The organism is Streptomyces sp. NPDC054872 (assembly GCF_053610705.1).
This window is the reverse complement of sequence record NZ_JBSGYY010000055.1, coordinates 1-21,791: the sequence shown is the minus strand read 5'-3', so window position 1 is coordinate 21,791 and position 21,791 is coordinate 1. Positions and strand designations below refer to the sequence as shown.

Genomic DNA, 21,791 nt, shown 5'->3' with positions numbered 1-21,791 from the left:
TTGAGGTGGCAGCAGTGATCACGGGATCGGAGCCGTCTTGGATAGCCCCGTTCACCGGGCTGAACCCGCGCTGCTTCGGCAAGCTGGTGACCACTGTGCGGCGTGAGACGGCTGCTGAACTCCAACGTGGGAGCCCCTGGGGGCTCCCACTGGAGGACCGCATCATGCTGGTCGTGGCCTATTGGCGAACGAACTTGACGATGCGACAGCTGGCCCCGCTGTTCGGGGTCTCGACGTCGGCGGCGGACCGGATCATCGACAGTCTTGGGCCACTGCTTGCGCTGCAACCGCGCAAGCGGTTCCGCGAGGACACCGTCCTGATCGTCGATGGCACGCTGATACCCACCCGCGATCATGCAGTGGCCGAGCAGTCGAAAAACTACCGCTGTTCCACGGCTCATCAGGTGATCATCGACGCCGATACCCGCCTGGTCGTGGTCGTCGGCCGGCCCCTGTCTGGCAACCGCCACGACTCCCGCGGCTGGGCAGAATCCGGCGCCAAGGCCACCGTCGGCAATACCATGACCATCGCCGACGGCGGCTATCAAGGAACCGGCCTGGTCATTTCGCATCGGCGCCGCGGGGGAGAAGAACTTCCGGCCTGGAAGGAGGAACACAACCGCTCCCACAAGCGAGTCCGTGCCCGCGTCGAGCACACGTTCGCTCGCATGAAGGGCTGGAAGAGCCTCCGCGACTGCTGACTCAAAGGCGACGGCGTCCATCACGCCATGCTCGGCATCGCCCGCCTCCACAACCTTACACTCGTCGGCTAGGGCGAACAGACAGTGCGACGACAGACCCTGCCCCCACCCTCCAAGATCGTTACGGGGCATCCCTTAGCCGCCTGGCGGAAGGCGCAATCCCCGTGTGGCAAGTTCAGTTGCAGAGGCCGCTGCATGGAGCCAGCCACAGTGGGCCGCAGCCGTAGTCTGTCCAGGTGCATCCGCTGTAGCACACTGAGGAGCAGCTTCCGGTGCCCGTCCCGCACCGGGAATTGCAGTCCTGGGCCTGGATGCCCTGGTCGCGCCGGGGTGCCGTGCTGTGCGTGCCGGCGGGGCCGAGCGTTTTGAGGATCGCGTGGGCGCCGCTCTCGCCGAATGCCGACACGGCTGCTGACTGCAGATCGTCGGCGGCCGTTCCCTGCCCGCGTCCTGCGATGATCTGCGGTGCCAGCCGCGTCGCGTCGTCCAGGACGGCGGACTGCCCGGTGGACAGACCCGGGTGTGTCTTTCGGTAGTGCGCGAAGTGTGCCACCCACAGATCGCTCCGGGCCGAGGCGGACAGCGCTCCGTAGACGGCGCGCCGGTAGTCCGCGGGATAGGAGACGAACTCGGCGTAGCCGGTGGGCAGTCGGTCGGGGTTGGCCTGCACCCAGCGCGAGGCCTTGCTCCTCTTGACGCGGGACACCGCCTGCGCGGGTGAGGCCGCCAGACCGCCGGTGACCAGGAACGTCCCCAGCGCCAGCCCCGGCACGGCCTTGAGGATTCCCCGACGGCCCGGTGAGCGCAGCGCGTCGAGGCCGCGGAGCGCGCGCACCACCCGCAGCGAGTCCGCCGGCCCCAGCAGCCGCGCCAGCCGGAGGGACAGTGCGGTTCCGGTCCACGCCCGCACCTGGTCGCCGTCGACCGCCAGCAGGGTCGGGGCCCACTTGGCCCCTTCGCCCAGAGCACGCACGCGCAGTGCACGGACCCTGGGTTCCGTGAGGCCCGCGGTGGCCAGCGTTCCATCGACGGAGTTCCCCACCCGATCGACGACTTCTTCACAGAATCCGCAGTCGGCGTCGAATGCCAGAATCCACTCGGTCATGAACTTCTCCCCACGTTTGTGTGACGAACCGTTCCATGGCGCCCGTCCGGTGAGCGTTCGCACGCCTTTCGCGGCTTGCGTGGCCCTGGGTCACTCGAGCGCGCTCGGGAGACGCCCGAGGGGAAAGCCTTCTCCGGGGCGTTGCTGAGTGTCAATCATTTCGATGAGATCGCGCGTCGCACACCCTCGCGGGCACGCACGTGCGGACAGCAGCCAGGGCGCGGCCGTCATGGTGAGCGCGCAGACAGCCCGCCGGTCAGAGGTCCGGGTCGTGCACGGCGAGCGCGTAGACATGGCGGTTTTGTACACCGTGTGGTGCTCGGGGCGGGGTCCGAGGTCCCGCTTTCCCAGGCCGGTGCCGTGCGGGACGGCGTTCACCCGGAGACACAGGCACCGTCAGGCACCGGTGGGTCCCGCTCGTCGCGGTCCTCCCAGGAGAGCCGTACTCGCTGATGGTTGCTCAATGACGTGTGCCGTCACCGTAGCGGCGCCGCCGCACGCCCTGATGTTCTACGGGCGTCCGGTGTGGCTGCCTCGCGCAGGTCGCTGCTGGCTGCGCTCAAACAGCTCCAGTCGGAGCGGCAGGCCGGTTGCCGTGAGACCGCCGGCCCGGGGGGTAGCGGTCGGCGCCTGGACCTGCAGCCGTCATCTGTGCGTCGTTGCTGTGCCTGTAGGCCGGGCTGTTGGTGTGCTCGGGTGGTGCGCACGCCATCTTTACGGCGAAGACGGCTGTGAGGGCTGTGCCGGCAGCCGGGGTTGGGCCGGGCGCGGCGGGCAGGCCTGTCTGCGGACCGCTCTGTTGCACCTGGTCGTTCCGGCGGGTGGTGTGGTGGGTCAGGTGGTGGTGATGAGGTTGGTGAGGGGTTGGGCGGTGTCGGTGCCGGTGTGGCCCAGGGGTGCGTCGAAGCTCCAGACGAGGAAGAGGAGGAAGACGATGAGGGCGCTGAAGGTGGTGGCCAGGATGAGTTCGCGGGCGGAGCGGCGGATTTGCAGGGTGTAGAGGAGTGCGAGGGTGACGACGGCGCCGGCGATGAGGCCGAACCACAGGGCGCCGGGCAGGGTGGTGCCGGCGCTGTCCAGGCGTTGGTGGCGGGCGTCGTCGGCGGCTGCTACCTGATCCAGCAGGGGCTGGTAGGCCTGGGCCTGGAGCTCGTTGGCCGGGGTGTGGTGGGCGATGTCGTGGCGGATGCGGGCCAGCAGGTCGGCGCCGGTGGTGTCCAGGGGGGTGTCGTTTTTGAGGGCGGGCCATTCGGTGGTGACGGCGTGGTGGGCGTAGGCGTCGATGTGGTCTTTGATCTGGCTGCGGAAGGCGGCCGGGTAGACGTCCAGGCGCTGGTCGATTTCGTAGAGGGCCTGGGCTTCGCGCTGGACGGTGTCTTCGGCGGCGCCGCGGGCTTCCCAGACGCCGGCGATGGCCAGGCCGAGCACGATGGCGTAGACGACGCCGACCATCATGACCATGTATTCGAGCACGTCGGGGGTTTGGGAGGTGTCTTCGTCGGCGTCCACGCGGCGGTGGCGCATGACGGTGGCGGTGATGACAAGGACGCAGACCAGGATCGAGGCCAGGGTGTAGACGAGCCATTCCGGCACAGCACAACTCCAGGACGGATGAGCGGGCGAGAGAGCGGGGGAGCGGGGGAGCGGGGGAAGGGGCGGTGTGGGGGTGTGCGGTGTGCCCGGACGCGGGCCGCCTGGTGGCGGTCAGCCGCGGCGGGAGCGGGGTCGCAGGGCGGCGGCGGCCAGGATGCCCGGCAGCGTGATGACGAGGGTGGTCATGGTGGTCGGCAGGCCGGCCGGAACCGGGCGTGAGGGACCGCCGGTGTAGTGCGGGCGGGGCACCCACCCAAAGGCCTTGGCCACCGCCGTCTTGGGCCGCCCTGCGACGGGAGCCGGGGCAGGGACAGGCGGCGGGCCGGCCGGCGGCGCGGACTGTGCCGGGGGTCGGGGCGCGGCGGCTGCGATGTCCGGCCGCTGCACGAGCGGGGGCACCGGCGGCCGGGGCGCGGGCGCGAGGTGTGGCACCGCAGCGGGCTCGGGCGCCGGCGGCCGCGGCGGCGGGGGTGCGGACTGCGGCGGTGGCGGTGGCGGGGGAGGGGGCTGGGGATGGTGGTGACTGAGCTCGACCCATACGTCTGGAGCGCACACCACCAGACGCTCCCCGGCCGCGCTGTGGTCCATGGCAACGGCCGCACCCCCGTGGTGCGGCAGCGGGCACAACGCCGCGCAAGCTCCCAGACCGACACCGATCCAGCCGCCCATCCGCCATCCTCCCCGCCACGCCCTGACCTGACCGCCCCGCTCTTGAAGCAAGCCGGGATGCCGCCGCCCTCAGGCGCCGGCATCCCGGTCAACGATCATGAGTCGGGGCGGTCACGGATGATGCCGCTCGAACCCGGGGGGCCGGTGGCGCAGTGCCCCCAACGGCGCGGATCAAGCGCCCACCGGTCCGCCCCTTGCGCCGCAGAGTTGGGCGCACCGGATGCATCACTGACCTCGCCTCGCAGGCCGTGTACGCCCAAAGCCCACGGGAAGGCTGGCCCGCCACGGCCGGCCGCTGACCTGGCAGGCGTGCCGCCAGCTGCCTGCGCGATCGAAGACGTACCCGAACTGCGCGAGGATGACCGGGCCGGATCCCACTGGCCGGAGCGATGGCCGCTTTGAGCAGCTCCACGACGTGCCGTTCCGTCCTGGAATACGGCACCAGGCGACGCTGAACCCGCAAGGTATTCACCTGTGCCTCGAGAAGCCCGCGGATGAGCCCTTCGGCTACCAAGATCACCACCGCAACCACCACGACCCAAAAGGACGTCTCGGCGAGCTTCGCTCCCTTGGGTTTCTTCTCCATGGCGGCCCAACGCAAGACGTGGGCCTGGACGAATACGAGCACAGCGCAGACCAGGACCCACAGGCCGGTGGCCAAGTATGGAGGGAAACCCATCAGTAGTACGGAGAGATACCAACTGGGCCCCATCCCAGCTGCTTCCAAGTCGAGCAGGGCGAACCGCGCCCGCTCGTGATCAGGCAGTGCGGCCTCGAAATGCTCAAGGCCGCACTCCCCGCCCGCGTAGGGTCTACGAGGCGGTCGGTGAGGTGCGCTGGAGGCGTCCGGGCGGCGGGAGTGCAAGACGGACTCCTGCCACGCCGCGGATGTTCAGCTGGCCGGTCTCTGCCCGGCGCAGCAGCTCACCCGCGTTTGTCAGCGCCATGGCCACCCGGGTGCGTAGGCGTTGGTGGAACGGCATGGCGAGCGGGACGAGGGCGGCGATGGCGGCGGGGTTGGGAATTGAGCTGTTGCGCAGCTCGCCGACGATCTGGTCGAAGGCGTAGCCGAGCTTGGGCGGCAGCGGCACGGGCGAGCGCTGCAGCGAGGACAGCAGCAGGGCCAGCATGTCCTCGTAGGCGGTGCACAGGGTGTTGATGCTGCCTGACGAGACAATGTCGGCGGCGAGGAGCCCGCGGCCGCGCTCGAGACGTTCGAGGACGGCCCTGAGCATCTTCAGGTCGATGTCACCGGCGTACTTAAGGGGCTGCTCCACCCGGGCCAGCAGCTTGCCGCCTTCCACACCTTCCCTGAAGGAGAAGCGGCTCATCAGGTGGAACCACGCCTCCTGGCTTCGCAGTGAGTGGACGCCGCAACCGATGAGGATTTGGTAGAGGATCTTCGCCTTCAGCGGGCGGGCGCCACGCAGGACGGCCCCGTAGGTGACGTGGGAGTAGCCGGGCGCCTGCTGGGCCAGGGTGCGGTGGCTGAGCCCGTTGAAGTCCAGCAGCGTCTTCAGGAGCTCGCGCAGCCCGGCTTCGTCGGCGACGTGCGGCGGGGTGAGGTTGCCGGTGCGTTCCCAACGGCTCAGTGCCTTGCGGCACACGTCGCCGGAGATGCCGGCGGCGGCAAGGCGCAGGCTTTCCCAGCGCGCGCTCCAGCTTTCGGGGTCGCCGTTGCAGGCCAGGATGTAGCCGTTGACGGTCGCCCAGGTGGGCAGCTTCTTACCCGCGTGGGCGTTCGACAACGTCGCGGTGGACAGGCCGCTGTGTTCGGCCATCAGCGTCAGCGGCGGATCGCCGGCCTGCTTGCGCAGCGCCTGGAGGTCGCGGGCGAAGGCCACCAGCGGGTCAGCGCCGGGGGGCAGTTTCTTCACGGGACGGGCCACGGTGTCCATCTCCTTCTCGAGCCCGGAACGGGGCCGGGGCCTGTCGAGGAGACGGGCCCCGGCGAGGGAATCGGGTCAGAGCAGACGCTGGCGCAGTTCGACGGCAAGCAGGCCGCCGGCCCCCAGGACGGCGAGGGCTTCCTCGATTTTCATCCCGCGGGCAAGCAGGACGACCAGCGCGGCCAGGAGTATGACCAGCAGGAGTAAGGAGGCCAGGGGCGAGGCCTTGGCGGCGCTCGCCGAGGTGTGCGCGCATGGCCCGTTCTGCGTAACAGGAACGGGCTCAGGAAGCAGGTACGACAAGGAAGTTGACTCCCAACAGGAGACGGATGGTCAGCTAGCGGTCCGGAACTGTGGTGCTCAAGTGCCTTGCAGGGCACGGGACTTCGCGCCGGTGGTTGCAGCCACAGGCGCCAGCGAAGCCCACGCTACCCACGCCTACGTCTGACAATGCCGCTTCAGTTCCCATTGGAGGCAGGCCGTAAATAAAGCGCTGACCTGTTATTTAACGGTCGGAACACAATTGTTCAAGGGATGGTTCGCAGCCGGATTTAACAACCCGAAATTCTGTCGTATCAGTGCAGGTCACACGGGGTGACGCCTGGATAGGGGAAAGTATCTGCCTACACCTCTGTACGGGCCCCCGGATCCCCCCCCATTCTGAACTCGTTCCCACGTGCGCGTGACGCGCGCGGCCCGCGGGTCGCGCATGCGCGTACACAGAGAGGCGCTGGTCCAACGGTCCGGACACGCACCCAGAACGCAGGAGGCCCCCGTTGCAGCGGGGCGCCTCCGCAAGGTGGCACGGCCGACAGGCCAGTCACCGGACTTCCTTCCCCGGGCGATGACGACTCTCGCGGGCGGAGAACGTAGGACAAGAGTCATGGCCCGGCGGATCTCCCGCCGGGCCCTGCTGTAGTTCAGCCTGTTCGCTGCCCCGTAGGAGGCCGTCTCCGCCGGCGAAGGGGTCACTGCCGCCAGTGGTGCCGCAGGCGCCAATTCCAATCCCGGATGCGCCGATGGGTGCGGCTGATCCGGCCGTCGAGCACGTGAAATTCGGGGTCCGCCAAGCGCACCAGGTCCTGATCGACTCCCAGGGAGGTATGGAAGAAGCTGCAGTCCTGCAGTTCCTCGTACTGAGCTGTGCTGATGACGACGGTGTTGATCGGTGCGCGCGCACGGTAGGCATGACGGCAGGCGGGCAGAAGCTGGGTGCGCTCCTCGTCCTGGTCGTCGAACCAGTCGAGGGATGGAGGTGTGGCGTTGTATCCGATGTCGTTGACTCCGATGTACCAGGACCGGTAGCCGTCGGGGTTTCCGTAGTAGTGGCTTTCCAAGTACCCGTACCGCCGGTTGCCGAGCCGAGCGGAGTGGGTCTGGGGGTCGGTGAGGGCAGCGAAGGGCGTCTTCCCCAGGCGGATGCGCGTCTGGCCGATCAGGACCGCGGGCCGAAACCACCAACTGGTCGTGGTGATCCCGTACATCACCACGGCATCGTCCTCGGACCAGGTGATCAGATAGCCCAGCCGGGACAGGGGCCAGGTCCGCTCGGTGACCTCGACGCTGTCGCCCACGCCATCGGCTCCGGTCAGGCGGATGCACCTCTTCGTCGACTGCCACTTCGCCTCACCGAGCAAGGACTCCACGTAGTCGTGCCGGACCCCTGGGGCGATCTTGCGGAGGCGGACCGTGAGATGAAATCTGCGGCCCAGGGTGCGTCGCCACCCTTCGGTGAGCGCCTTGACGAGGGTCCAGACAGCGACCAGCACTCCTGCGAGTTGCCAGACGTTGAGGGTGACGCTGTACCAGGGTGCGGGATCGGGCTCCATCGCAGAATGATGCCGCACCCCTGTCCTCCTGGTGGGCGTGCCCAGCGCGCACATCATCGGCCAGCAGGACGGCGAAGAGGAGGATCGCCGCGATCCGAGTGATCTGATCCCGGCCGTGATCCGCAAGCTCCCCGGCTTCGAACCGGCCGACCACGCGCCGGACCGATGGTCCGCGGGGACCTCGTGACCGCAGCCATAGGCATGGATGCAGTGGCCTGGTGCGACCAGTTCGGGGCGATCCCGCCGAAGGAAGTGGTACACCACTTTGTGGTGTGGCTGCTCGCCGACCTCTTCGACAGCCTGGTCCAACAGTCCGGCGCCACCGACCGCCTCTCCTACGCGATGAATCCGCGCCGCCGTCGCGGTGTGGGTTCGATCATGCTTCTCCCCGGGCGCCTCCTGCTGTTGCGGCGCTTTAGAGGCGGGCTGGTCCGGTGTGGCAGTTGGTGCAGGCGAGGTGGCCCTGGGGCCCGTAGCGGTTGATGGGGGCGGCGCACCGTAGGCAAGGGCCGATGTGCCAGGGCTGACAGCCCAGTTGCCGGGCGGTGCCCTGTCGCTGCGAAAGCTGGGGAAGCTGAGCTCGGTTTCATTGTTCTGCCAGCAGCGTGGGGCCATGGTTGCGCTGCCGGGGCGTGCGGTGCAGCACTTGCCTGGTTCGCTGACGCCCTTCCCGGCGAGCCGGTAGTTCTCTGTACCCAGACTGCTAACAAGAGCTCTGTGCGCCTCGCCGCCAAGCTTGGGTTCACGGGAGTAGAGCGGTTCGAGGATTTCGGCGCCGAGCAACGGTTTGGCCTGGTGGGGCCGACGGGCTTCACGTGAGCCAGTGTCTGTCTACAACCGTGTAGACAGATCAAGATGCCCGCCACGTGCAGTGTTGCCAGGTAAACGGTTGCCGTCTTGCGGCATGACTCAAAGAGCCTTCACGCTGGTTCTACCGGCGGTAGAATGCAGGCTATGGGGAAACCGACGACAAGCATCAAGACGACCGAGCAGGCCCGCAACCGGCTGCGCGTCCTCGCGGAGGAGGACGGCACGACCATCGCCGACCTGGTGGAGGAACTTGCGCTGTCGCGCCTGACGGCTGCCGAGCGTGAGGAGCGGGCCCGCGAGGCCGCCGCTGACCTCGGCCTTAACTACACACCCGAGCTCAAGGCCCGGGGACAGGCGGCGTGGGATCTCGTCGCCCGGCACGCCGAACAGGAGCGGAAGAACACCGGGACCACCGCCGCGTGAACCTGACCGTCGTGCTGGACCACACCGCGCTGAGCGGACTCTTCCGCGGGGAGGAGTTCTTTACCAGCCTGTACGTGGAGGCTTCGCACCGCCGCGGCCAGATCATCGCCCCGGCCCTGTCGATCCTGACCGCCGAGCGTGAGACGCCTGGGGCCGGTACACACGCGGCCTCCCGCCCCTTCATGACGATCGCGCCCTTCGAGGCAGCGAATCTGCGGGACTCGTTGACCTGGCCGTCCACGGTGCCCTGGTCGGTAGTACACCCGGCCGCCCTGCACTGGCAGGCGCTGTCACAGGGCGAAACGCTCCACGTGATCAGCACCGCCCCTCGGCTGTACGCCGGCACCGGCGTGAGCCCACTCAACCCTTACGCGTAACCCGGTCATCGAGACGAAAGACGCTGGTAGTGGCTGAGCAGCCAGAGCCCGAGGAAGAAGAGCTGAGCGACACAGGCAGGCACGACGGAATGCGCACGTTGAGGTCACGCTTCCAGGCGTCTCGGGTGTTCAACCCGACTCTCGATGTGCGCTCTCAGCATTTTGCGCGCGAGGCTGCGTTGTACGGGCCTCCCGAGGTGGAGCTGCCCGCCATCCAAAGCCTGGTGGTCGGCATTCCTGCGGGCGTCGTGGGCGGCCTGGTGATCTGGGCCGCGGAAGTGACCGAGAAGATCGACGGCGGTCGATGGGCCCCTTGGCTGGCCGGGGCCCTGGCCCTCGCCATGATCCTCGTTGCCGGGGCGCGCACGGTGCCCTTGGTACGGCAAAGCCGGAAACTCCAGGCGCTCCAGGCCAGGCATGGCGATGTATGGATCAGCCCCGCAGACCTGACGCCCGAGGGCAACGCCTTGCTGGCCCGAGCCCAGATGGCCAGAGCCGAGATCCTCGCCTCCCAGGTCCATGCACGCGGGCTGGTCGACGCCGACCGCAACAGCGTTGCCCTCCCAGAGCAGGAATGGGAGCTGGCCCAGGGGCTGCGCGCGTACCGAAATCTCCTACAGCAGGCGCCGAAGAAGCCCTCGGGTGCGAAGAGCGCGGAGCTGGCGGCAGACCGCCTGCGCACACTCGATGCTGGTCTGGGCAAGCTCACGGACCGGGTCAAGGCTCTTGAAACCTTCGCAGCACAGGTCCGTGAGGCCGACGAGCGATGGCGTGAACTCCAGGAGATCGAGCAGCTCTCCGGCGACAGCGAGCAGGTCCTGGACTTCCTTGCCAGTACCGCGCGCGACGACCTTGCCGTGCAGGAGATTCAGGGCTTCACCGGCGAGGCCGACGTCGTCACGAAGGCGCTCGCTGACGCTCTCACCTCCGCCAAGGGCGCAGCCGCCCTCGCCCTGCCTCAGCTCGACGCGGCCGGGGAGCCCGAACGTCCGACCAGTTGAGCTGGCAGCAGTGCCACGTCCAGCGATTCCTGAGGAGCACGATGGAAACGGTGACGCGAGCAGCTGAGGTACATTGCTACTGGGGTAGAAACGTGCGCCAACACCGGCGCAGTGCCTGACGTGCTCGTTCCCTGGTGAGTCGAGGGCTACTGGCGCTGGGGGCATTCTGTCCTCCTGCGGCCGCGGGGTGGATGAGCCGCAGGCGCCGGTTACGACCAGTGTTTCCCCGGCTCCTCGCCCTTCGACGTCGAGCCCGACGCCGTCGCCCAGCGAGAAGGCCACCCCGCCGCCGCGTCCAGCAGAGACGGTCACAGAGACGCAGACGCAGACTGAGGCGCCGGAGCCTACACAGCGCCCTGAGTCGTCAGCAGCTCAGAACGTCTACTACGAGAACTGTGATGAGGCACGGGCGGCTGGTGCGGCTCCGCTGCTCCAGGGTGAGCCGGGCTACCGCCCCGAGCTTGACCGGGATGGTGACGGCATCGCCTGCGACCCCTACATCCCCTGACGCGGCCGTGGCGTCGCCTGCCAGCGTGCACGTCGACGGGGGCGCCAATGGGTGCATTGGCCTATCCGGCGGCTGGCCGGGGGGCAAGATGACTGGATCGCCTTCTGCGTCAGGGGAGGCGTTTCACGCAGGGAGCGTCTCCCCGTCTCCCCAAGGCGGTGTTGGCTCGCGGTGAGCTGGCCAGTGATGCTACGGCTGGTTGCGGTTGCGCTGGAGCACGATGCCCACGAGGCCTGCGACGCCTGTTCCCAGCAGGCCGGCTCCGGCCGCGGCTGAGCCTTCAGCGATGACGTAGTAGGCGGTGCCGACGATAGCGACGGCAAGGGTGGAGGCGAATACGGCGCCGAACACGCGGAAGCGCACGTCGATCCGATCCATGTGCCGTCGGTGTTCGTAGTCGGCTTCGACCTGCCGAAACATTCGCTCGGCGCTGTTGGGGACGGCGGCGTTCCATGCTTCGATCTGTTCCTGCAGCGGGAGGTCTTGCCAGGTTCCCGATGGCCCTGTCGGGGCCTGACGTTCGGGTGGCGGTGTGGCGTCGCTCATCGTCCCCCCGTCCCGGGGTCGTGATCCGGCGCTGGGGAACGGGGCTGGTCCGGTTCTCGCAGAGGGCTTGTAGGAGGCAGGCCGGGCGGGGGCCCCAACTCGTTGTAGGCGAGGCGAAGGCGTTCGTGCCGTGTCGGGTGTGGGGGCACCAGGGAGCGCACGTCGCTGAAGGAACCCACGTCGGTGAAGCCTTCCCAGAAGGATCTGGCGCGCCGAGTCCTGACAGACGTGGCTGCGTCCACTGCTGGCGCTTGCCGTTGCCGGACGTAGGGCTGGCTGTGCAGGGCGGCGCTGACGCCACGGGCGATCAATACGGCCCAGAGCACGACCAACAAGCCGACCACGAACCACTCGTGAGGTATTTCGCTGACGGATTCCCCCAGCGCTACCCCTGCTGCCAGTAGCAGGCTAATTCCCGACACCAGCACCGCGACCTTGGCCAGGGACAGCCCGAGAGGATGATGGACGCTGTAGGAGGCTGCCGCAGACGGTGGGTGCGCCACCCCCTGAGTAGCAGTGGGATCGGCCTCGGCCCGCGTGGGCTGCGGGAAGATGCCGTCCAGCGCCTGCAGGGCCTGGGCAATGCTCGGTCGCTCGCGGGGGTCTTTGGCCAGCAGGGCGTGAATCAGCAGGGCCAACGGCCGGTCTGCGCGCTGTACCGGGCGAGGCTCTTCGAACATCACGGCCGCTGCAGTCTCGACCGTCGAGCTGCGCCGGAACGGAGAGTAGCCCTCCACCGCCTGGTAGAGGGTCGCGCCCAGTGAGAACAGATCGCCTGCCGCGCTGGCTGGTTCCTCGCGCTCCAGCAGCTCCGGCGCCACGTACTCTGGCCCGCCGCCTAGGGGTACCGGTGCTCCCAGGGACAGGGAGAGCGGAACATCCACGAAGCCGGAGAGCACGAACTTCCGGGATTCCGTTTGCAGGATGTTGGCCGGTCTGATGTCGCCGTGCACGACGCCTGCCACGTGAGCGGCTTGCAACGCGACCAACAAGTCCCGGGCCAGCCGCTCCACTTGCCGGTTCGGCACCGGTCCCTCTTGGAGCAGTTGCTCCAGATACGTGCCTTCCACCCATTCCGTCACGATCCAGAGCCTGCCGCTGTCGACCAGCACGTCGAACACCGAGACCACGTCGGGGCGGTAACGAAGCTGTGCGAACTGGCGTGCGTTTTGCTTGACCTGGGCGACAACTCCGCTGTCCGCTGTGGCCGAGCCGGAGAGCGGAACCTCCCTCAGCACGACCTCCACGTTCAGCAGTACATCCTGCGCCTTCCAGGTGGTCCCGAACCCGCCGCTTCCCAATCGTGTGACGATTTGGTAGCGCCCCCCGATGATCGGGCCGGTGCCAGCCTGTGATTGCAAGGTGGCGCTCCCAACTTCCCTCGGCGTCATGTGTGTTCAGTCGAGAGCCTACGGAATCTGGCAACCCAGCGCCCCTGCTCTGTCCCACTTCGAGGGGGCAACCGGTAGTGGAGTTGGGAGCACCACTCAGGATGCCGGGGGCAGCGAACTACAGGACGCTGCGGATGGTCCAGTCGCAGCGGATCCAACGGACTTTGCGTGAGGAGCAGCAAGTTCCTTGCTGCCTGGGCCACGGACTTCGAGCGGAGCGCCCCTGAAAGATCAACTCCTACTACGCTGGGAGGCCGGCACGGTCACGGGGGCCTTGCCGTCCAACGACAAGGGGACTGGCATGAAACGCCTGGGGTGGGGCGCCCTCGTGGCGGCCTCCGTCCTGCTCGTGGGATGCAGCGCGACGGACGAGCATCCAGCGAATCCAGCCAAGGGGGACACGGCCGAGCGCCCCGATCTCTACCGACTGGCGATGAAGGATGCCGTGGCCCACGGCTCCTATGTGCGCTCCAAGGATGCTGCTGACGCGGACGAGACGTTGGCTGAAGCCATGGCGGGCCAGGTACAGGGCCCGACGCCCGTCTTTGGCGCCTATCACCCCAAAGGTGATGAGTACGGAGGCATTCTCACCGTGACTGGGGTCTATGGCACGGTCCTCAGCCCAGTCACGGCACGCAATGAACTCCAGCAGGTCCTGGACCGGCGGGACAACGACCCGCAGGTGCTGGTGGGGCCGCGCACCATCCACGTCCCAGGGTCCGACGAACCGCTGGAGTGCCGCGTCGCCAAGAAGACGGTGGACGCACTCGGTGACCCCCTCACCATGGTGGGCAAAGAATGCATGTGGGCCGATGCTTCGACGGTGGCGACCGTGAGCCAATCGATCGGCCGAGGATCGGCCGCAGGCAAGGTCGACCTCAAGGCCTTCGCCAGGCGAGTCAGCGCTATCCGCGATGACGTGCGGGTAGGCATCTGACCTCAGATCGAGGTTCACGATCGTGAGCCGCGCGAGTTTGGCCCATCAGGTCACAAGACCCGGCGGACGGGCCAGCCGTAGCGGGTCCAGTCGCTGAGGGGCACGGTCTCGACGCTCTTGCCGGGCCTGGGGCGTGGACCTTCTTTCCGCCTCCGATGGCGAGCCCGACGCCGTCACCCAGTGAGAAGGCGATCCCGCTGCCGCGTCCGGCAGAGACGGTCACAGAGACACAGACGCAGACTGAGGCGCCGGAGCCTACACAGCGCCCTGAGTCGTCAGCAGCCCGTGCCTGGCCCACCTCTTGGCCCGGCAGGTGACGGAGCCTCACCCCTGCCACGGCTCGACTCTCCTGGGCGGGGAGGCGGGACAGATGGTCGCAGCCCCTGAGCATGCTTGCCCGTGTTCCTGCCGACACGGTTTAGGGAGAGCGACGCGCTGCGGTGCGCTCGCGCGGCAGCCAGGAGCTCCGCCGATGAGTGAGGGCACGTGGTTTTGCGGACACTGCGATCAGCCGATCACCCAGGGCCAGAATTTCAAGGCCTTCGCGAGGGTGTCCATCTCGGCCGGCGGCATCACGGTCCGGCTGCATGAGAGGTGCGCGAAGCGGGCCGGAGTCGTCCGCCGCTGGCAGCCCTAGCCCCCCGTGCCGTGGCACGTCGGACAGCCCGCGGCACGGGAGAGCGGCCCGCCCGGACGGTGTGAGCTCATGAGGGCGGGCCGCTCGTCACACTCCCGCGGCCGGTGCGCTTGCTCATCACACGGCGCGTGCCGTTTGCGGGTGCCTGGCCCGGTCGCGCGCCCTCAGCGGCCGGGCCGGTGGAGATCTCCCCGCGGCGCCGAGGGCCGCATCGATGCCGGGATCACCCGCGGTGAACAGCCGGGCCGGGGCGGGACGGTTGCCCTGGCCTCCGCCGGACCTCCCAAACTGCCCAAGCTGACCGATGACCGGTTCGCCGAGCTGGAACAGGAACTGGCTTGCTCGTCGTTTTGTGTGGGGCATCTGGCGCCTGGTGCTGAGTCTGGCGGCCGTTTGGCTCTTGGTTTTCGCTCTGGGGGGTATTGGGTGAGGCGCACATCGAGTGATCGGTTGGTTGGTGTCTCGAGGTGAGCTTCAGCTTCACTCTTCGGTGACGACCTGAGATCTGAAGGTTTGTCAGCGGGTCCACGTCTTGGATGTGCAGGGGGTGTGGTGTCTTGTCCTGGGAAGTGTCGGGCCGTTGGGAGTGGGGGAGTGGTGGGGTTTGGCCGTATGGCGGCATCTCGCGGCTCGGTGTGGGGTCAGCTGGTGGGGTGGGTGGTGTGGTGTGCGGTGTTGGGGCCGTCTGCGTGTGGGCGGGCGTGAATGGCGCGTGTTCGTGGATGTTGCCGTGTTCGTTCAGGGCGGTGAGGGCGGGGCTGCCCGCCGGTCGCGTTCCGCACGGGCGCGCTGGTGTGGGCGTGGGGTGGCGGTGCTTGAGGGTGGTGCGTGCGACGTGCTCCCCAAAACGATGGGCTGACCGCGCGGCACAGGGAAACCTCATGCGGGTCGGAGTGCCACGGCGTTTCACCGGGGAGGCATGTGGTGCCAGGGGTGTGCGCAGGTGCCCTTGCAGTACGTGTGCCGGCGGCGGGTGTCGGCGACGGAGAACACGGAGACGAGGACACGGAACGCTGTGAGGTGTTCGTCGGCGGGGAGGGCTGCAAACCCGTAGCGAGGGGGGTTCATGCAGATCATCACTGATGGGTTGGCCGTGGGTTTCACGCCGGATCGCGTGACTCCTTCACGCCCGTCTGCCGCCGTGATGTGGGCCTGCATCGTGTAGCCGGCGACTTCCTGGAGTACAGCCTGTTGTCCTGCCGGGGAAAGGGCGGCAAACCAGGATGTTGCCTCGTCCAGCGTGCGCAGCTCTTGGGCGACCTCGTTGGTGATTTGCTCGGTTTCGCGCCGAAGCGCTTGCCCATCCTCACTGCTGGCCCCCAACATCTGCCGATCATTCCACAGCGCCGTGGTCGAGAACGAGCCTGAGACCAGTGGTGCAGGTGTGAGGCGTGTGAGGCCTGCGCGGCACGGTTTCCGGTAGAGCAGCCAGCCTGGGGTGTCACAGGCTGGCGCGAGTCCTGGTCGGTATTGGGTGTGTTGCAGGCTCCGCGTCTGAAGCTGTCATGACAGATTCTGGTGGTCCTGGCTGTCTCGCTCAGAGATCGGTCCAGGGGCGTGGTTGGGGGTCGCCGGTGAGGGGTGTCCAGATGGCGGCGGTGGGGCCGTGCTGCTCCAGGTCTTCCAGGACGGCGGCGCCGAGGGGGGTGTGGCGCGCGAGTTCGGTGACGGCGGGGTGGGCTTCGGTCATGGAGCGTAGGTCAGCGGTGCGGTGGGTCAGGGTGTGGCGGTGGGCGCCGGTGAGGATGAACAGGACACGCGGGAAGAGGGGATACCAGCGCTGCCACACCGGCCCCTCCAGCCCCGGCGCGGGTTTGCGCCGCCTGACGGCGCTGGGCTGGTAGAGGCGCAGGCGCGCGTAGGCGATGAGCTTTGAAGCCATGCGTTCGCTGCTCATGGTCGAGCGGTCGACTTCGATGAATGCCCGCAGTTTGGTGCTTTGGCCGTCGGATCGGGTGAGGGTGTAGTGCATGAGGGCGTCGGCGATGAGGCGCTCGCCCTCGCCGAGGTGGTGAGTGGCCTCGGGGGTCCAGTCCCACGGTCCGTGCTCGTGTCCCAGCCGGCGGGCGTCTGTCACAAAGGCCAGGTGGGTTCGCACGACGGTGAGCGTGTGCGGTGTCTTGAGCGAGGCGGCCGTTGCGGAGGTGATCGGATAGGGAGGCCGGCCCCGCAGCGCTGGGAAGTCCCGGGTCAAGCGGGCGCCCTCACCGGTGAGGTACCAGGCGCGGGTGCGGTTGGACTGGGGCAGCACCGTGTAGTCGACGAGGCCCTTGTGCCGCAGCGTGTTCAGCGGGGCGGACACGGCCTGGCGGGTGGTGTTCGGTCGCAGGAGTTCGCGGAGTTGGCTGGTGGTGGCCATCCGGTGCTGGGCGAGCGCGGCCAGCAGCTGGTGGGGCAGCGGCTCGCCGGGCTGGGGCGTGTACGACGCGGCGGGACATCCCTTCTGGGCGCCAGACATGGTCAAGCTCCTTGGTCAGCACGGGTTGTTGCTGCCCTTGAGGAAAACCGCCGCCCCCGACCAGACCACCGACCACAAAGCCCCGACCACGGTCACGATGGGGACACAAACGTCGTGGTCGGGCCTGTGGTCGGCCAGACCACGGCCCGGACGACCGCTGTGCGACGCGCCTTTGACAGCACTGGACAGCCGACCCGCCCGCGGCGGTTTGCAGGCCCTGCTGGAGGGCCAGCTGGTGGGGCCGCATGTCTGTGGGATGGCAACCGTCGTGGCCGTGGAAGTGACGCGGCTGGTGGCGGGGCCGGTGCTGGGCGGAGCCGCCGCGCCCCTGTGGGCGGTCCCGGCCCTGGAAGCCGTGCCCCCGGCGCCGGTGTGGCTGGAGGTCTATCGCCTTTGAGCGGTAAGGGCTTTGTGTCTTGCCCTCGGGTGTTTCCGGTCGGAGTCCTGCCGTAGAAGTGGTCGCGCCCCATACCCTGACGGTGCGACCTGTTCAGAGACTGGGGTGAGAGCGTGCCTTCGAATGTCAGCCCGGACCCGTACGGCGACCCGCTGCGCTTTGGCCAACGCGTGCAGATTCTGCGCGAGCGGCGCGGTATGACGCAGGGCCAGCTCGCGGACCTCGTCGGCGTGTCGCCTCACACCCTCCGCAAGATCGAGAACGGGCAACAGAAGGCACCCGGCCTGGAGATGGTGATGCGCATCGCTGAGGCGTTGCGGGTAGGTGACCTCTGTGACCTGACCGGCCACCCGGACATGCACGTCGATTTGTTCATCGGCCCCGGCCACCCGCGGCTGGCCGCGGTCAAGGCCGCCATCGACAGCTTCCCGCTGTCCTCCGCAGTCGAGCCGCCCCCCATGGCACATGTTGAGGCCCGCTTGCACGCTGCATGGAAGGCACGCCACCGTGCACCGGATCACCGCGAGGTCATCGGCAGGCTGCTGCCTGACCTGATCCGGGACGCGCAGTTGCTGGTGCGGCATGCCGACACCAACAGCGACCGCCGCGCAGCACAGGGGCTTCTCGCCCAGACGTACTCGCTGGCGCAGTTCTTCATCGCCTACCAGCCCGACTCGAGCCTGCTGTGGCGGGTCGCCGAACGCGGCATGATCGCAGCGCAGGAGTCCGAAGACCCACACACCGTCGGCGTCGCATCCTGGCTCATGGCCCAGGCGCACCGCGACAGCGGCCCCCGCCACTTCGACGCCGCCGACGCGGTCAATCTCCAGGCTCTGCAATTGCTCGAGCCGCTGCTGCCGGACGCCGGCGACGACGTCCTGGCGATCGCCGGCGCGCTGCGCTTCGAGCTGGGATACACCGCAGCCCGCCGCCGGGAAACGGGCACCGCATGGGCCCACTGGGACACGGCCAACAACATGGCCTCTCGCCTCGAGGTGGACTATTACCACCCGGTCACCTCGTTCTCGCAGGCCATCATGGGCGCCCACGCCGTCACCGTCGCCGTGGAACTCCACCAGGGTGCAGAGTCCGTCCGCCAAGCAGCCCGCGCCGACGAGCACGCCATCCGCTCCAGGCCCCGCCGCGCACGCCACCGCATCGAGGAGGCCAGGGGCTACGCACTCGACAACCAACCCGATGTCGCCCTGGCCACCCTTGAAAAGGCGCACCGCTCCGCGCCCGAGACGATCCGCTACAACGGCTACGCGCGCAGCATCATCATCGAGGCCGTCGAATCTCCGCAGGCCCCCCGCCGACGACGGGCCTCCCAACTCGCGACAGAGATCGGGCTCCTGGCCGCCTGAAGGCACCGACCGCAATCCGGTCGGCGGTCCTCAACACTCGCCCCTACGGTCGTCATCAGACCTGATCGACGCTGATGACGGCAGGGGCAGAGGGTGGACACGCAGCAGTCAGACAGAGCTATCTCGCAGTGGTTCGCGCGATCTCAACAGGGCGTAGCGCAGGCCTCGCGTGAGTGGACGGATCGAGGTGTTGCGCTGCTTCCGTGTGGAACGCGGTTTTGTGCGGTGCGGCTTTCTGGCCGCCTCGTGCATGCGGCGTGTGGCACCGACCTCACGGAGGCGGTGCGGGGGACGCTTGCGGGAATGCTGGCGGGGCCGGTGATCTGTGACGCCTTCGGCTCCCACTACTACGCGCTGGTGGATCCCACCCCGCCCTTGGCGTGGCAGTACGAAGAGGTGGCGCCTCTTTTGGGTGCCGGCACCTATTTGGGCGTGCCCGCGACGCACCTGACCCACCCGCCGGGAACCTTCTGGCTGGTGCTGCCAGACCTGCCGGGCGATCTGTGCGCTCTGACATCCGTGACAGCCCTGATCGCCATGGGTCAGCGCTGTCTGACTGCCGGGGGGTGAAAGTGAGCGCGAGGACGACACAGGCCGTGTACCGGGACTACCTCGCGCACCTGGACACCTGCCCTGCGTGCCAGGCGCAGCAGTCTTGCCAGGCCGGGACCCGTCTGCGGCTGGCGCTGCGGCAAGCCCGCGCCACCACACACAAACAGGGCACCCGATTAGGCAGTGCACTCAGTTCTGCTGGCACTGCGACGAGCTGATCAAGGCGGCACCGGCGGCATGCCGTGCGCAACGAACCTGCGACCGACCATGCGCCAAGTCCCGGCGGGCTGCGAGGAGCGGCGAAGGGGTCGAGCACCGGAACATCGACTGCCTCGTCTGTTTATCTGGCACTCACAAGCGGCATTACATACTTCTCGTGGCGCATGCGGCTAACTGCACCATAAACTGCCGAAAAGTGAATTCGGGTTTCGCTCTAAAACGTTCCGAAATCAAGGATCAATGCCTAATTTTGAAGTCTTCGAGAGAATAATACGTCTAGACCACACAGGAAAAGGCGCCGGTCAGGAGATTTCTCTCCCAACCGGCGCCTCGGGGTCGCGCAAATATCTATCGGTGCGAGGCTTCCCCGGTAACCCGCTGAGCCGGAATGCGGACCTTACCGAATCCGGCGAGGGCAGCTTCCGAAGGGAACTGGAAGGTCCGGTAGCCGGTGACCACCAGGTTTTCCCTGCGGAGCAGCCGCAGGGCGGATTCGACGGTGGCCCGGCTCAGGTTGAGGGCCTCGGCCAGGTCCGTCTGAGAGGGCCCCTCCAGCATCCGGCCGAAGGCCGGGCAGGGCACCGCGCAGATGCTGAGCAGATGCGTGAAGAGCCCGGCCAGACGCTCCTCGGGACGCAGTCCGACGCGGTTGTACACACGCTCGGAGGTCACCAGGCGGTCGGTGACGGCGGTGCCCAGCGCCGCGCTGAAGACGGAGTTGTTCTCGGCCAGGAGTCGCATCCGTTCCATGGGCAGCGCCATCGTCGTCGTGGTGTTCAGGCAGCGGGCGGTGGGCGTGGGCAGTGTCTCGTCGAAGACCTCCAGGTCGCCCAGCACGGACCCGGCTCCCAGGATCCGTACCGTCGAGGTCTCCCCGTAGGAGGCCGACTCGACCACGCAGCCGCTGAGCACGACGTGCACCATCGCGCTGGCCGAGCCCCGCAGGGGATCTTTGCGGGGGTAGATACGGCGCTGGAACGTCGCGGCGAGGTCGTACCGGTGCGCGTACGGCAAGCGCTGGAAGAACGCGTTGTAGTCGAGCATCGCGTCCAAGGTGCGGGTGGCCTCGAACTGGACGCGGCCGGTCGTCTCGTCGAGCTGGTACAGCGAGTTGCCGATCAGAAGGGGGCGGGCCCGGTCGCGCGCCCGGTTCTGGGCCAAGGCGCGGTCACGGTCCCCCCGTCGGCGGTTGCCCGCCATCACAGGGCCTCACCTCCCGGGCGGCCGTGACCACCCGAGTAGGCACCGGACACCGCCTGCGGGGTGCCAGATGCGGTGCCCGGTACCTGCGACGCCGGGGACGAGGGAGCCGGGGCCGGGGCCGGCGGGGCGGTGCCCGTCGGCGGGGCCACGGGCGTCGTGGGCGCCTGCACGCCGGGCTCGGCGGCCGGGTCGGCGGGGCGCAGGGCGTCGAAGAGCGGCGGCAGCGCCACGACCAGCGCCGTGATGGCGGTGATCACCGCGACGATCCGCATCGGGGTGGACGAGAGATTCTTGATCGCGTAAGCGACAAGAACGGCCACGATCGCAACGATCGCGACCACAGCAACGAGGAACCCGTTCACGGGTGCTCCTTGGTTGACGTTGAGTTTCTTATTGACGAGCTGTTGGTGGGCCTAGCGGAAGATCAACGAGAAGATCCACGGATTGGTGGTCCGTTAAAAACAGGACCTTCTCGATCGCAGCAGGATATAGCACGAGTGTGGGCCTACAGAAACTGTCGCTCCGGACCAAGGATTCCACATCGAGGTGACGTTCCTTTCGTGTCCGGGAGGGGCGCACGCGCCCGTGCGCGCGCCCTTCGGGAGCATGCCGATGGCATTTTCCCTCTACCACCGCCCAGAGGTTTACCGGACGACGAAATTCCCTGCGCTCAAGGCAAGTGAGTGAATTCCCTGAAATCATGGAATGCTGAGGCCGGGTGCGGCGTTACAGTCATCGGGCTGACGTTGAGCCTTGGTGGGCCTAGCGCAGCTGTCGTGTGGGGCCCCTTGGGGGTGGTGCCCCTGGGGCCCCCCGACTCTCTGAGCAGGGAGGACGTCCGACGAATGACAGGACTCGCAACCTGAGGGGCGGCGCCAACGGCGCCGCCCCTCAGTCATTCCGGGACCGCGCCAAACACCTACCGGATAGTCACTTCCGGCCCTCAACAGGGCAGTTCAGCGCCTTCGTGTGACGCACTTCACCTGCAGGTCTTACCTGTTCGCTGCGGAGGAGCGGCCGCCTCTGGGGTTTCCTCGTGCCACTGCTCATACGCTCCGCACCATCACGCTACGGCACGGCACTGACAATCGGCCTACTCCCTCGAGCAAGGGCTGGCGGCCGTGACCTACGCGCTGCTGGACGCCGCCGCCCTGTGCTTCGGCCCCGGCGCCTGGTCGAGGC

General features: G+C 67.9%; 23 protein-coding genes and 2 pseudogenes. 13 read left to right on the top strand and 12 right to left on the bottom strand.

Features of this window, described 5'->3' with window-relative positions; all coding sequences use genetic code 11:
- The first annotated feature begins 5 nt into the window (after positions 1–5).
- Positions 6–773, top strand: a pseudogene (locus ACWGIH_RS40200) (transposase).
- Between the two features lie 103 nt (positions 774–876).
- Here the strand turns inward: ACWGIH_RS40200 and ACWGIH_RS40195 are convergent.
- The 6 genes from ACWGIH_RS40195 to ACWGIH_RS40170 all read right to left on the bottom strand — a co-directional run bounded on the left by ACWGIH_RS40195 (position 877) and on the right by ACWGIH_RS40170 (position 7,786).
- Positions 877–1,806 carry a bacteriocin fulvocin C-related protein gene (locus tag ACWGIH_RS40195; RefSeq protein ID WP_453452283.1) on the bottom strand — a complete coding sequence of 310 codons (930 nt, stop codon included), beginning with the start codon at positions 1,804–1,806 and terminating at the stop codon, positions 877–879.
- Between the two features lie 834 nt (positions 1,807–2,640).
- Entirely contained in the window at positions 2,641–3,399 is a 759-nt protein-coding gene (locus tag ACWGIH_RS40190) for a bestrophin-like domain (RefSeq protein WP_453452284.1), read from the bottom strand.
- A 111-nt stretch (positions 3,400–3,510) separates the two neighbouring features.
- Positions 3,511–3,669 (bottom strand): hypothetical protein, encoded by a 159-nt coding sequence (locus ACWGIH_RS40185; RefSeq protein WP_453452285.1) that lies wholly within the window; start codon positions 3,667–3,669, stop codon positions 3,511–3,513.
- Between the two features lie 1,211 nt (positions 3,670–4,880).
- Positions 4,881–5,957 (bottom strand): hypothetical protein, encoded by a 1,077-nt coding sequence (locus ACWGIH_RS40180; RefSeq protein ID WP_453452286.1) that lies wholly within the window; start codon positions 5,955–5,957, stop codon positions 4,881–4,883.
- Between the two features lie 75 nt (positions 5,958–6,032).
- A complete protein-coding gene (locus tag ACWGIH_RS40175; protein WP_453452287.1) occupies positions 6,033–6,260 on the bottom strand; it encodes a hypothetical protein in 228 nt (75 codons plus the stop codon).
- A gap of 665 nt (positions 6,261–6,925) precedes the next feature.
- The gene (locus ACWGIH_RS40170; RefSeq protein WP_453452288.1) at positions 6,926–7,786 is read right to left on the bottom strand and encodes an ETEC_3214 domain-containing protein; all 861 of its coding nucleotides are present in this window, start codon (positions 7,784–7,786) and stop codon (positions 6,926–6,928) included.
- Positions 7,787–7,823: 37 nt separating this feature from the next.
- On the opposite strand from ACWGIH_RS40170, the gene ACWGIH_RS40165 reads away from it, so the two are divergent.
- The 7 genes and pseudogenes from ACWGIH_RS40165 (at position 7,824) to ACWGIH_RS40135 (ending at position 10,905) form a co-directional block, all read left to right on the top strand.
- Positions 7,824–7,973: a hypothetical protein gene (locus ACWGIH_RS40165; protein WP_453452289.1), complete on the top strand. Its 150-nt coding sequence runs from the start codon at positions 7,824–7,826 to the stop codon at positions 7,971–7,973.
- A complete protein-coding gene (locus ACWGIH_RS40160; protein WP_453452290.1) occupies positions 7,970–8,269 on the top strand; it encodes a hypothetical protein in 300 nt (99 codons plus the stop codon). The genes ACWGIH_RS40165 and ACWGIH_RS40160 overlap by 4 nt, the downstream gene beginning before the upstream one ends.
- Before the next feature lie 66 nt (positions 8,270–8,335).
- Positions 8,336–8,605, top strand: a pseudogene (locus tag ACWGIH_RS40155) (GNAT family N-acetyltransferase); the annotation flags it as partial.
- A gap of 135 nt (positions 8,606–8,740) precedes the next feature.
- The gene (locus ACWGIH_RS40150; RefSeq protein ID WP_453452291.1) at positions 8,741–9,019 is read left to right on the top strand and encodes a hypothetical protein; all 279 of its coding nucleotides are present in this window, start codon (positions 8,741–8,743) and stop codon (positions 9,017–9,019) included.
- Positions 9,016–9,396, top strand: a complete 381-nt coding sequence (locus tag ACWGIH_RS40145; RefSeq protein WP_453452292.1) for a PIN domain-containing protein — start codon at positions 9,016–9,018, stop codon at positions 9,394–9,396. Before ACWGIH_RS40150 ends, ACWGIH_RS40145 begins: the two co-directional genes overlap by 4 nt.
- Positions 9,397–9,425: 29 nt before the next feature.
- Positions 9,426–10,397, top strand: coding sequence for a hypothetical protein (locus tag ACWGIH_RS40140; RefSeq protein ID WP_453452293.1), 972 nt, complete (start codon positions 9,426–9,428; stop codon positions 10,395–10,397).
- Positions 10,398–10,584: 187 nt separating this feature from the next.
- A complete protein-coding gene (locus ACWGIH_RS40135; protein ID WP_453452294.1) occupies positions 10,585–10,905 on the top strand; it encodes an excalibur calcium-binding domain-containing protein in 321 nt (106 codons plus the stop codon).
- 189 nt (positions 10,906–11,094) lie between these two features.
- Here ACWGIH_RS40135 and ACWGIH_RS40130 read toward each other — a convergent pair whose 3' ends face one another.
- Entirely contained in the window at positions 11,095–11,451 is a 357-nt protein-coding gene (locus ACWGIH_RS40130) for a hypothetical protein (RefSeq protein WP_453452295.1), read from the bottom strand.
- Entirely contained in the window at positions 11,448–12,812 is a 1,365-nt protein-coding gene (locus ACWGIH_RS40125) for a serine/threonine-protein kinase (RefSeq protein ID WP_453452296.1), read from the bottom strand. Before ACWGIH_RS40125 ends, ACWGIH_RS40130 begins: the two co-directional genes overlap by 4 nt.
- Before the next feature lie 331 nt (positions 12,813–13,143).
- Between ACWGIH_RS40125 and ACWGIH_RS40120 the strand changes: the two genes are divergently transcribed.
- Together ACWGIH_RS40120 and ACWGIH_RS40115 are read left to right on the top strand one after the other, a co-directional pair.
- Positions 13,144–13,779, top strand: coding sequence for a hypothetical protein (locus ACWGIH_RS40120; protein ID WP_453452297.1), 636 nt, complete (start codon positions 13,144–13,146; stop codon positions 13,777–13,779).
- Between the two features lie 472 nt (positions 13,780–14,251).
- Positions 14,252–14,416, top strand: a complete 165-nt coding sequence (locus ACWGIH_RS40115; protein ID WP_453452298.1) for a hypothetical protein — start codon at positions 14,252–14,254, stop codon at positions 14,414–14,416.
- Positions 14,417–15,322: 906 nt separating this feature from the next.
- Here ACWGIH_RS40115 and ACWGIH_RS40110 read toward each other — a convergent pair.
- Both ACWGIH_RS40110 and ACWGIH_RS40105 read right to left on the bottom strand, forming a co-directional pair.
- Complete coding sequence (locus ACWGIH_RS40110; protein ID WP_453452299.1) at positions 15,323–15,742, bottom strand: DUF5958 family protein; 420 nt, start codon at positions 15,740–15,742, stop codon at positions 15,323–15,325.
- 211 nt (positions 15,743–15,953) lie between these two features.
- Positions 15,954–16,874: a replication-relaxation family protein gene (locus ACWGIH_RS40105; protein WP_453452300.1), complete on the bottom strand. Its 921-nt coding sequence runs from the start codon at positions 16,872–16,874 to the stop codon at positions 15,954–15,956.
- Between ACWGIH_RS40105 and ACWGIH_RS40100 the strand changes: the two genes are divergently transcribed.
- The 3 genes from ACWGIH_RS40100 (at position 16,873) to ACWGIH_RS40090 (ending at position 19,205) form a co-directional block, all read left to right on the top strand.
- Positions 16,873–17,271, top strand: coding sequence for a hypothetical protein (locus ACWGIH_RS40100; protein WP_453452301.1), 399 nt, complete (start codon positions 16,873–16,875; stop codon positions 17,269–17,271). The genes ACWGIH_RS40105 and ACWGIH_RS40100 overlap by 2 nt on opposite strands.
- A gap of 113 nt (positions 17,272–17,384) precedes the next feature.
- Complete coding sequence (locus ACWGIH_RS40095) at positions 17,385–18,635, top strand: helix-turn-helix transcriptional regulator (protein ID WP_453452302.1); 1,251 nt, start codon at positions 17,385–17,387, stop codon at positions 18,633–18,635.
- A gap of 93 nt (positions 18,636–18,728) precedes the next feature.
- Positions 18,729–19,205 (top strand): hypothetical protein, encoded by a 477-nt coding sequence (locus ACWGIH_RS40090; RefSeq protein WP_453452303.1) that lies wholly within the window; start codon positions 18,729–18,731, stop codon positions 19,203–19,205.
- Positions 19,206–19,754: 549 nt separating this feature from the next.
- Here the strand turns inward: ACWGIH_RS40090 and ACWGIH_RS40085 are convergent.
- Together ACWGIH_RS40085 and ACWGIH_RS40080 are read right to left on the bottom strand one after the other, a co-directional pair.
- The gene (locus tag ACWGIH_RS40085) at positions 19,755–20,606 is read right to left on the bottom strand and encodes a Crp/Fnr family transcriptional regulator (protein ID WP_453452304.1); all 852 of its coding nucleotides are present in this window, start codon (positions 20,604–20,606) and stop codon (positions 19,755–19,757) included.
- Positions 20,606–20,971 carry a hypothetical protein gene (locus tag ACWGIH_RS40080; RefSeq protein WP_453452305.1) on the bottom strand — a complete coding sequence of 122 codons (366 nt, stop codon included), beginning with the start codon at positions 20,969–20,971 and terminating at the stop codon, positions 20,606–20,608. The genes ACWGIH_RS40085 and ACWGIH_RS40080 overlap by 1 nt, the downstream gene beginning before the upstream one ends.
- Positions 20,972–21,791 lie beyond the last annotated feature (820 nt).

What these genes read in the sequence shown, in the direction of transcription:
- ACWGIH_RS40195 (WP_453452283.1), bottom strand. Translation starts at nt 1,806, where the DNA reads ATGACCGAGTGGATTCTGGCATTCGACGCCGACTGCGGATTCTGTGAA.
- ACWGIH_RS40170 (WP_453452288.1), bottom strand. Translation starts at nt 7,786, where the DNA reads ATGGAGCCCGATCCCGCACCCTGGTACAGCGTCACCCTCAACGTCTGG.
- ACWGIH_RS40150 (WP_453452291.1), top strand. Translation starts at nt 8,741, where the DNA reads ATGGGGAAACCGACGACAAGCATCAAGACGACCGAGCAGGCCCGCAAC.
- ACWGIH_RS40130 (WP_453452295.1), bottom strand. Translation starts at nt 11,451, where the DNA reads ATGAGCGACGCCACACCGCCACCCGAACGTCAGGCCCCGACAGGGCCA.
- ACWGIH_RS40120 (WP_453452297.1), top strand. Translation starts at nt 13,144, where the DNA reads ATGAAACGCCTGGGGTGGGGCGCCCTCGTGGCGGCCTCCGTCCTGCTC.
- ACWGIH_RS40115 (WP_453452298.1), top strand. Translation starts at nt 14,252, where the DNA reads ATGAGTGAGGGCACGTGGTTTTGCGGACACTGCGATCAGCCGATCACC.
- ACWGIH_RS40110 (WP_453452299.1), bottom strand. Translation starts at nt 15,742, where the DNA reads ATGTTGGGGGCCAGCAGTGAGGATGGGCAAGCGCTTCGGCGCGAAACC.
- ACWGIH_RS40100 (WP_453452301.1), top strand. Translation starts at nt 16,873, where the DNA reads ATGGTCAAGCTCCTTGGTCAGCACGGGTTGTTGCTGCCCTTGAGGAAA.
- ACWGIH_RS40105 (WP_453452300.1), bottom strand. Translation starts at nt 16,874, where the DNA reads ATGTCTGGCGCCCAGAAGGGATGTCCCGCCGCGTCGTACACGCCCCAG.
- ACWGIH_RS40085 (WP_453452304.1), bottom strand. Translation starts at nt 20,606, where the DNA reads ATGGCGGGCAACCGCCGACGGGGGGACCGTGACCGCGCCTTGGCCCAG.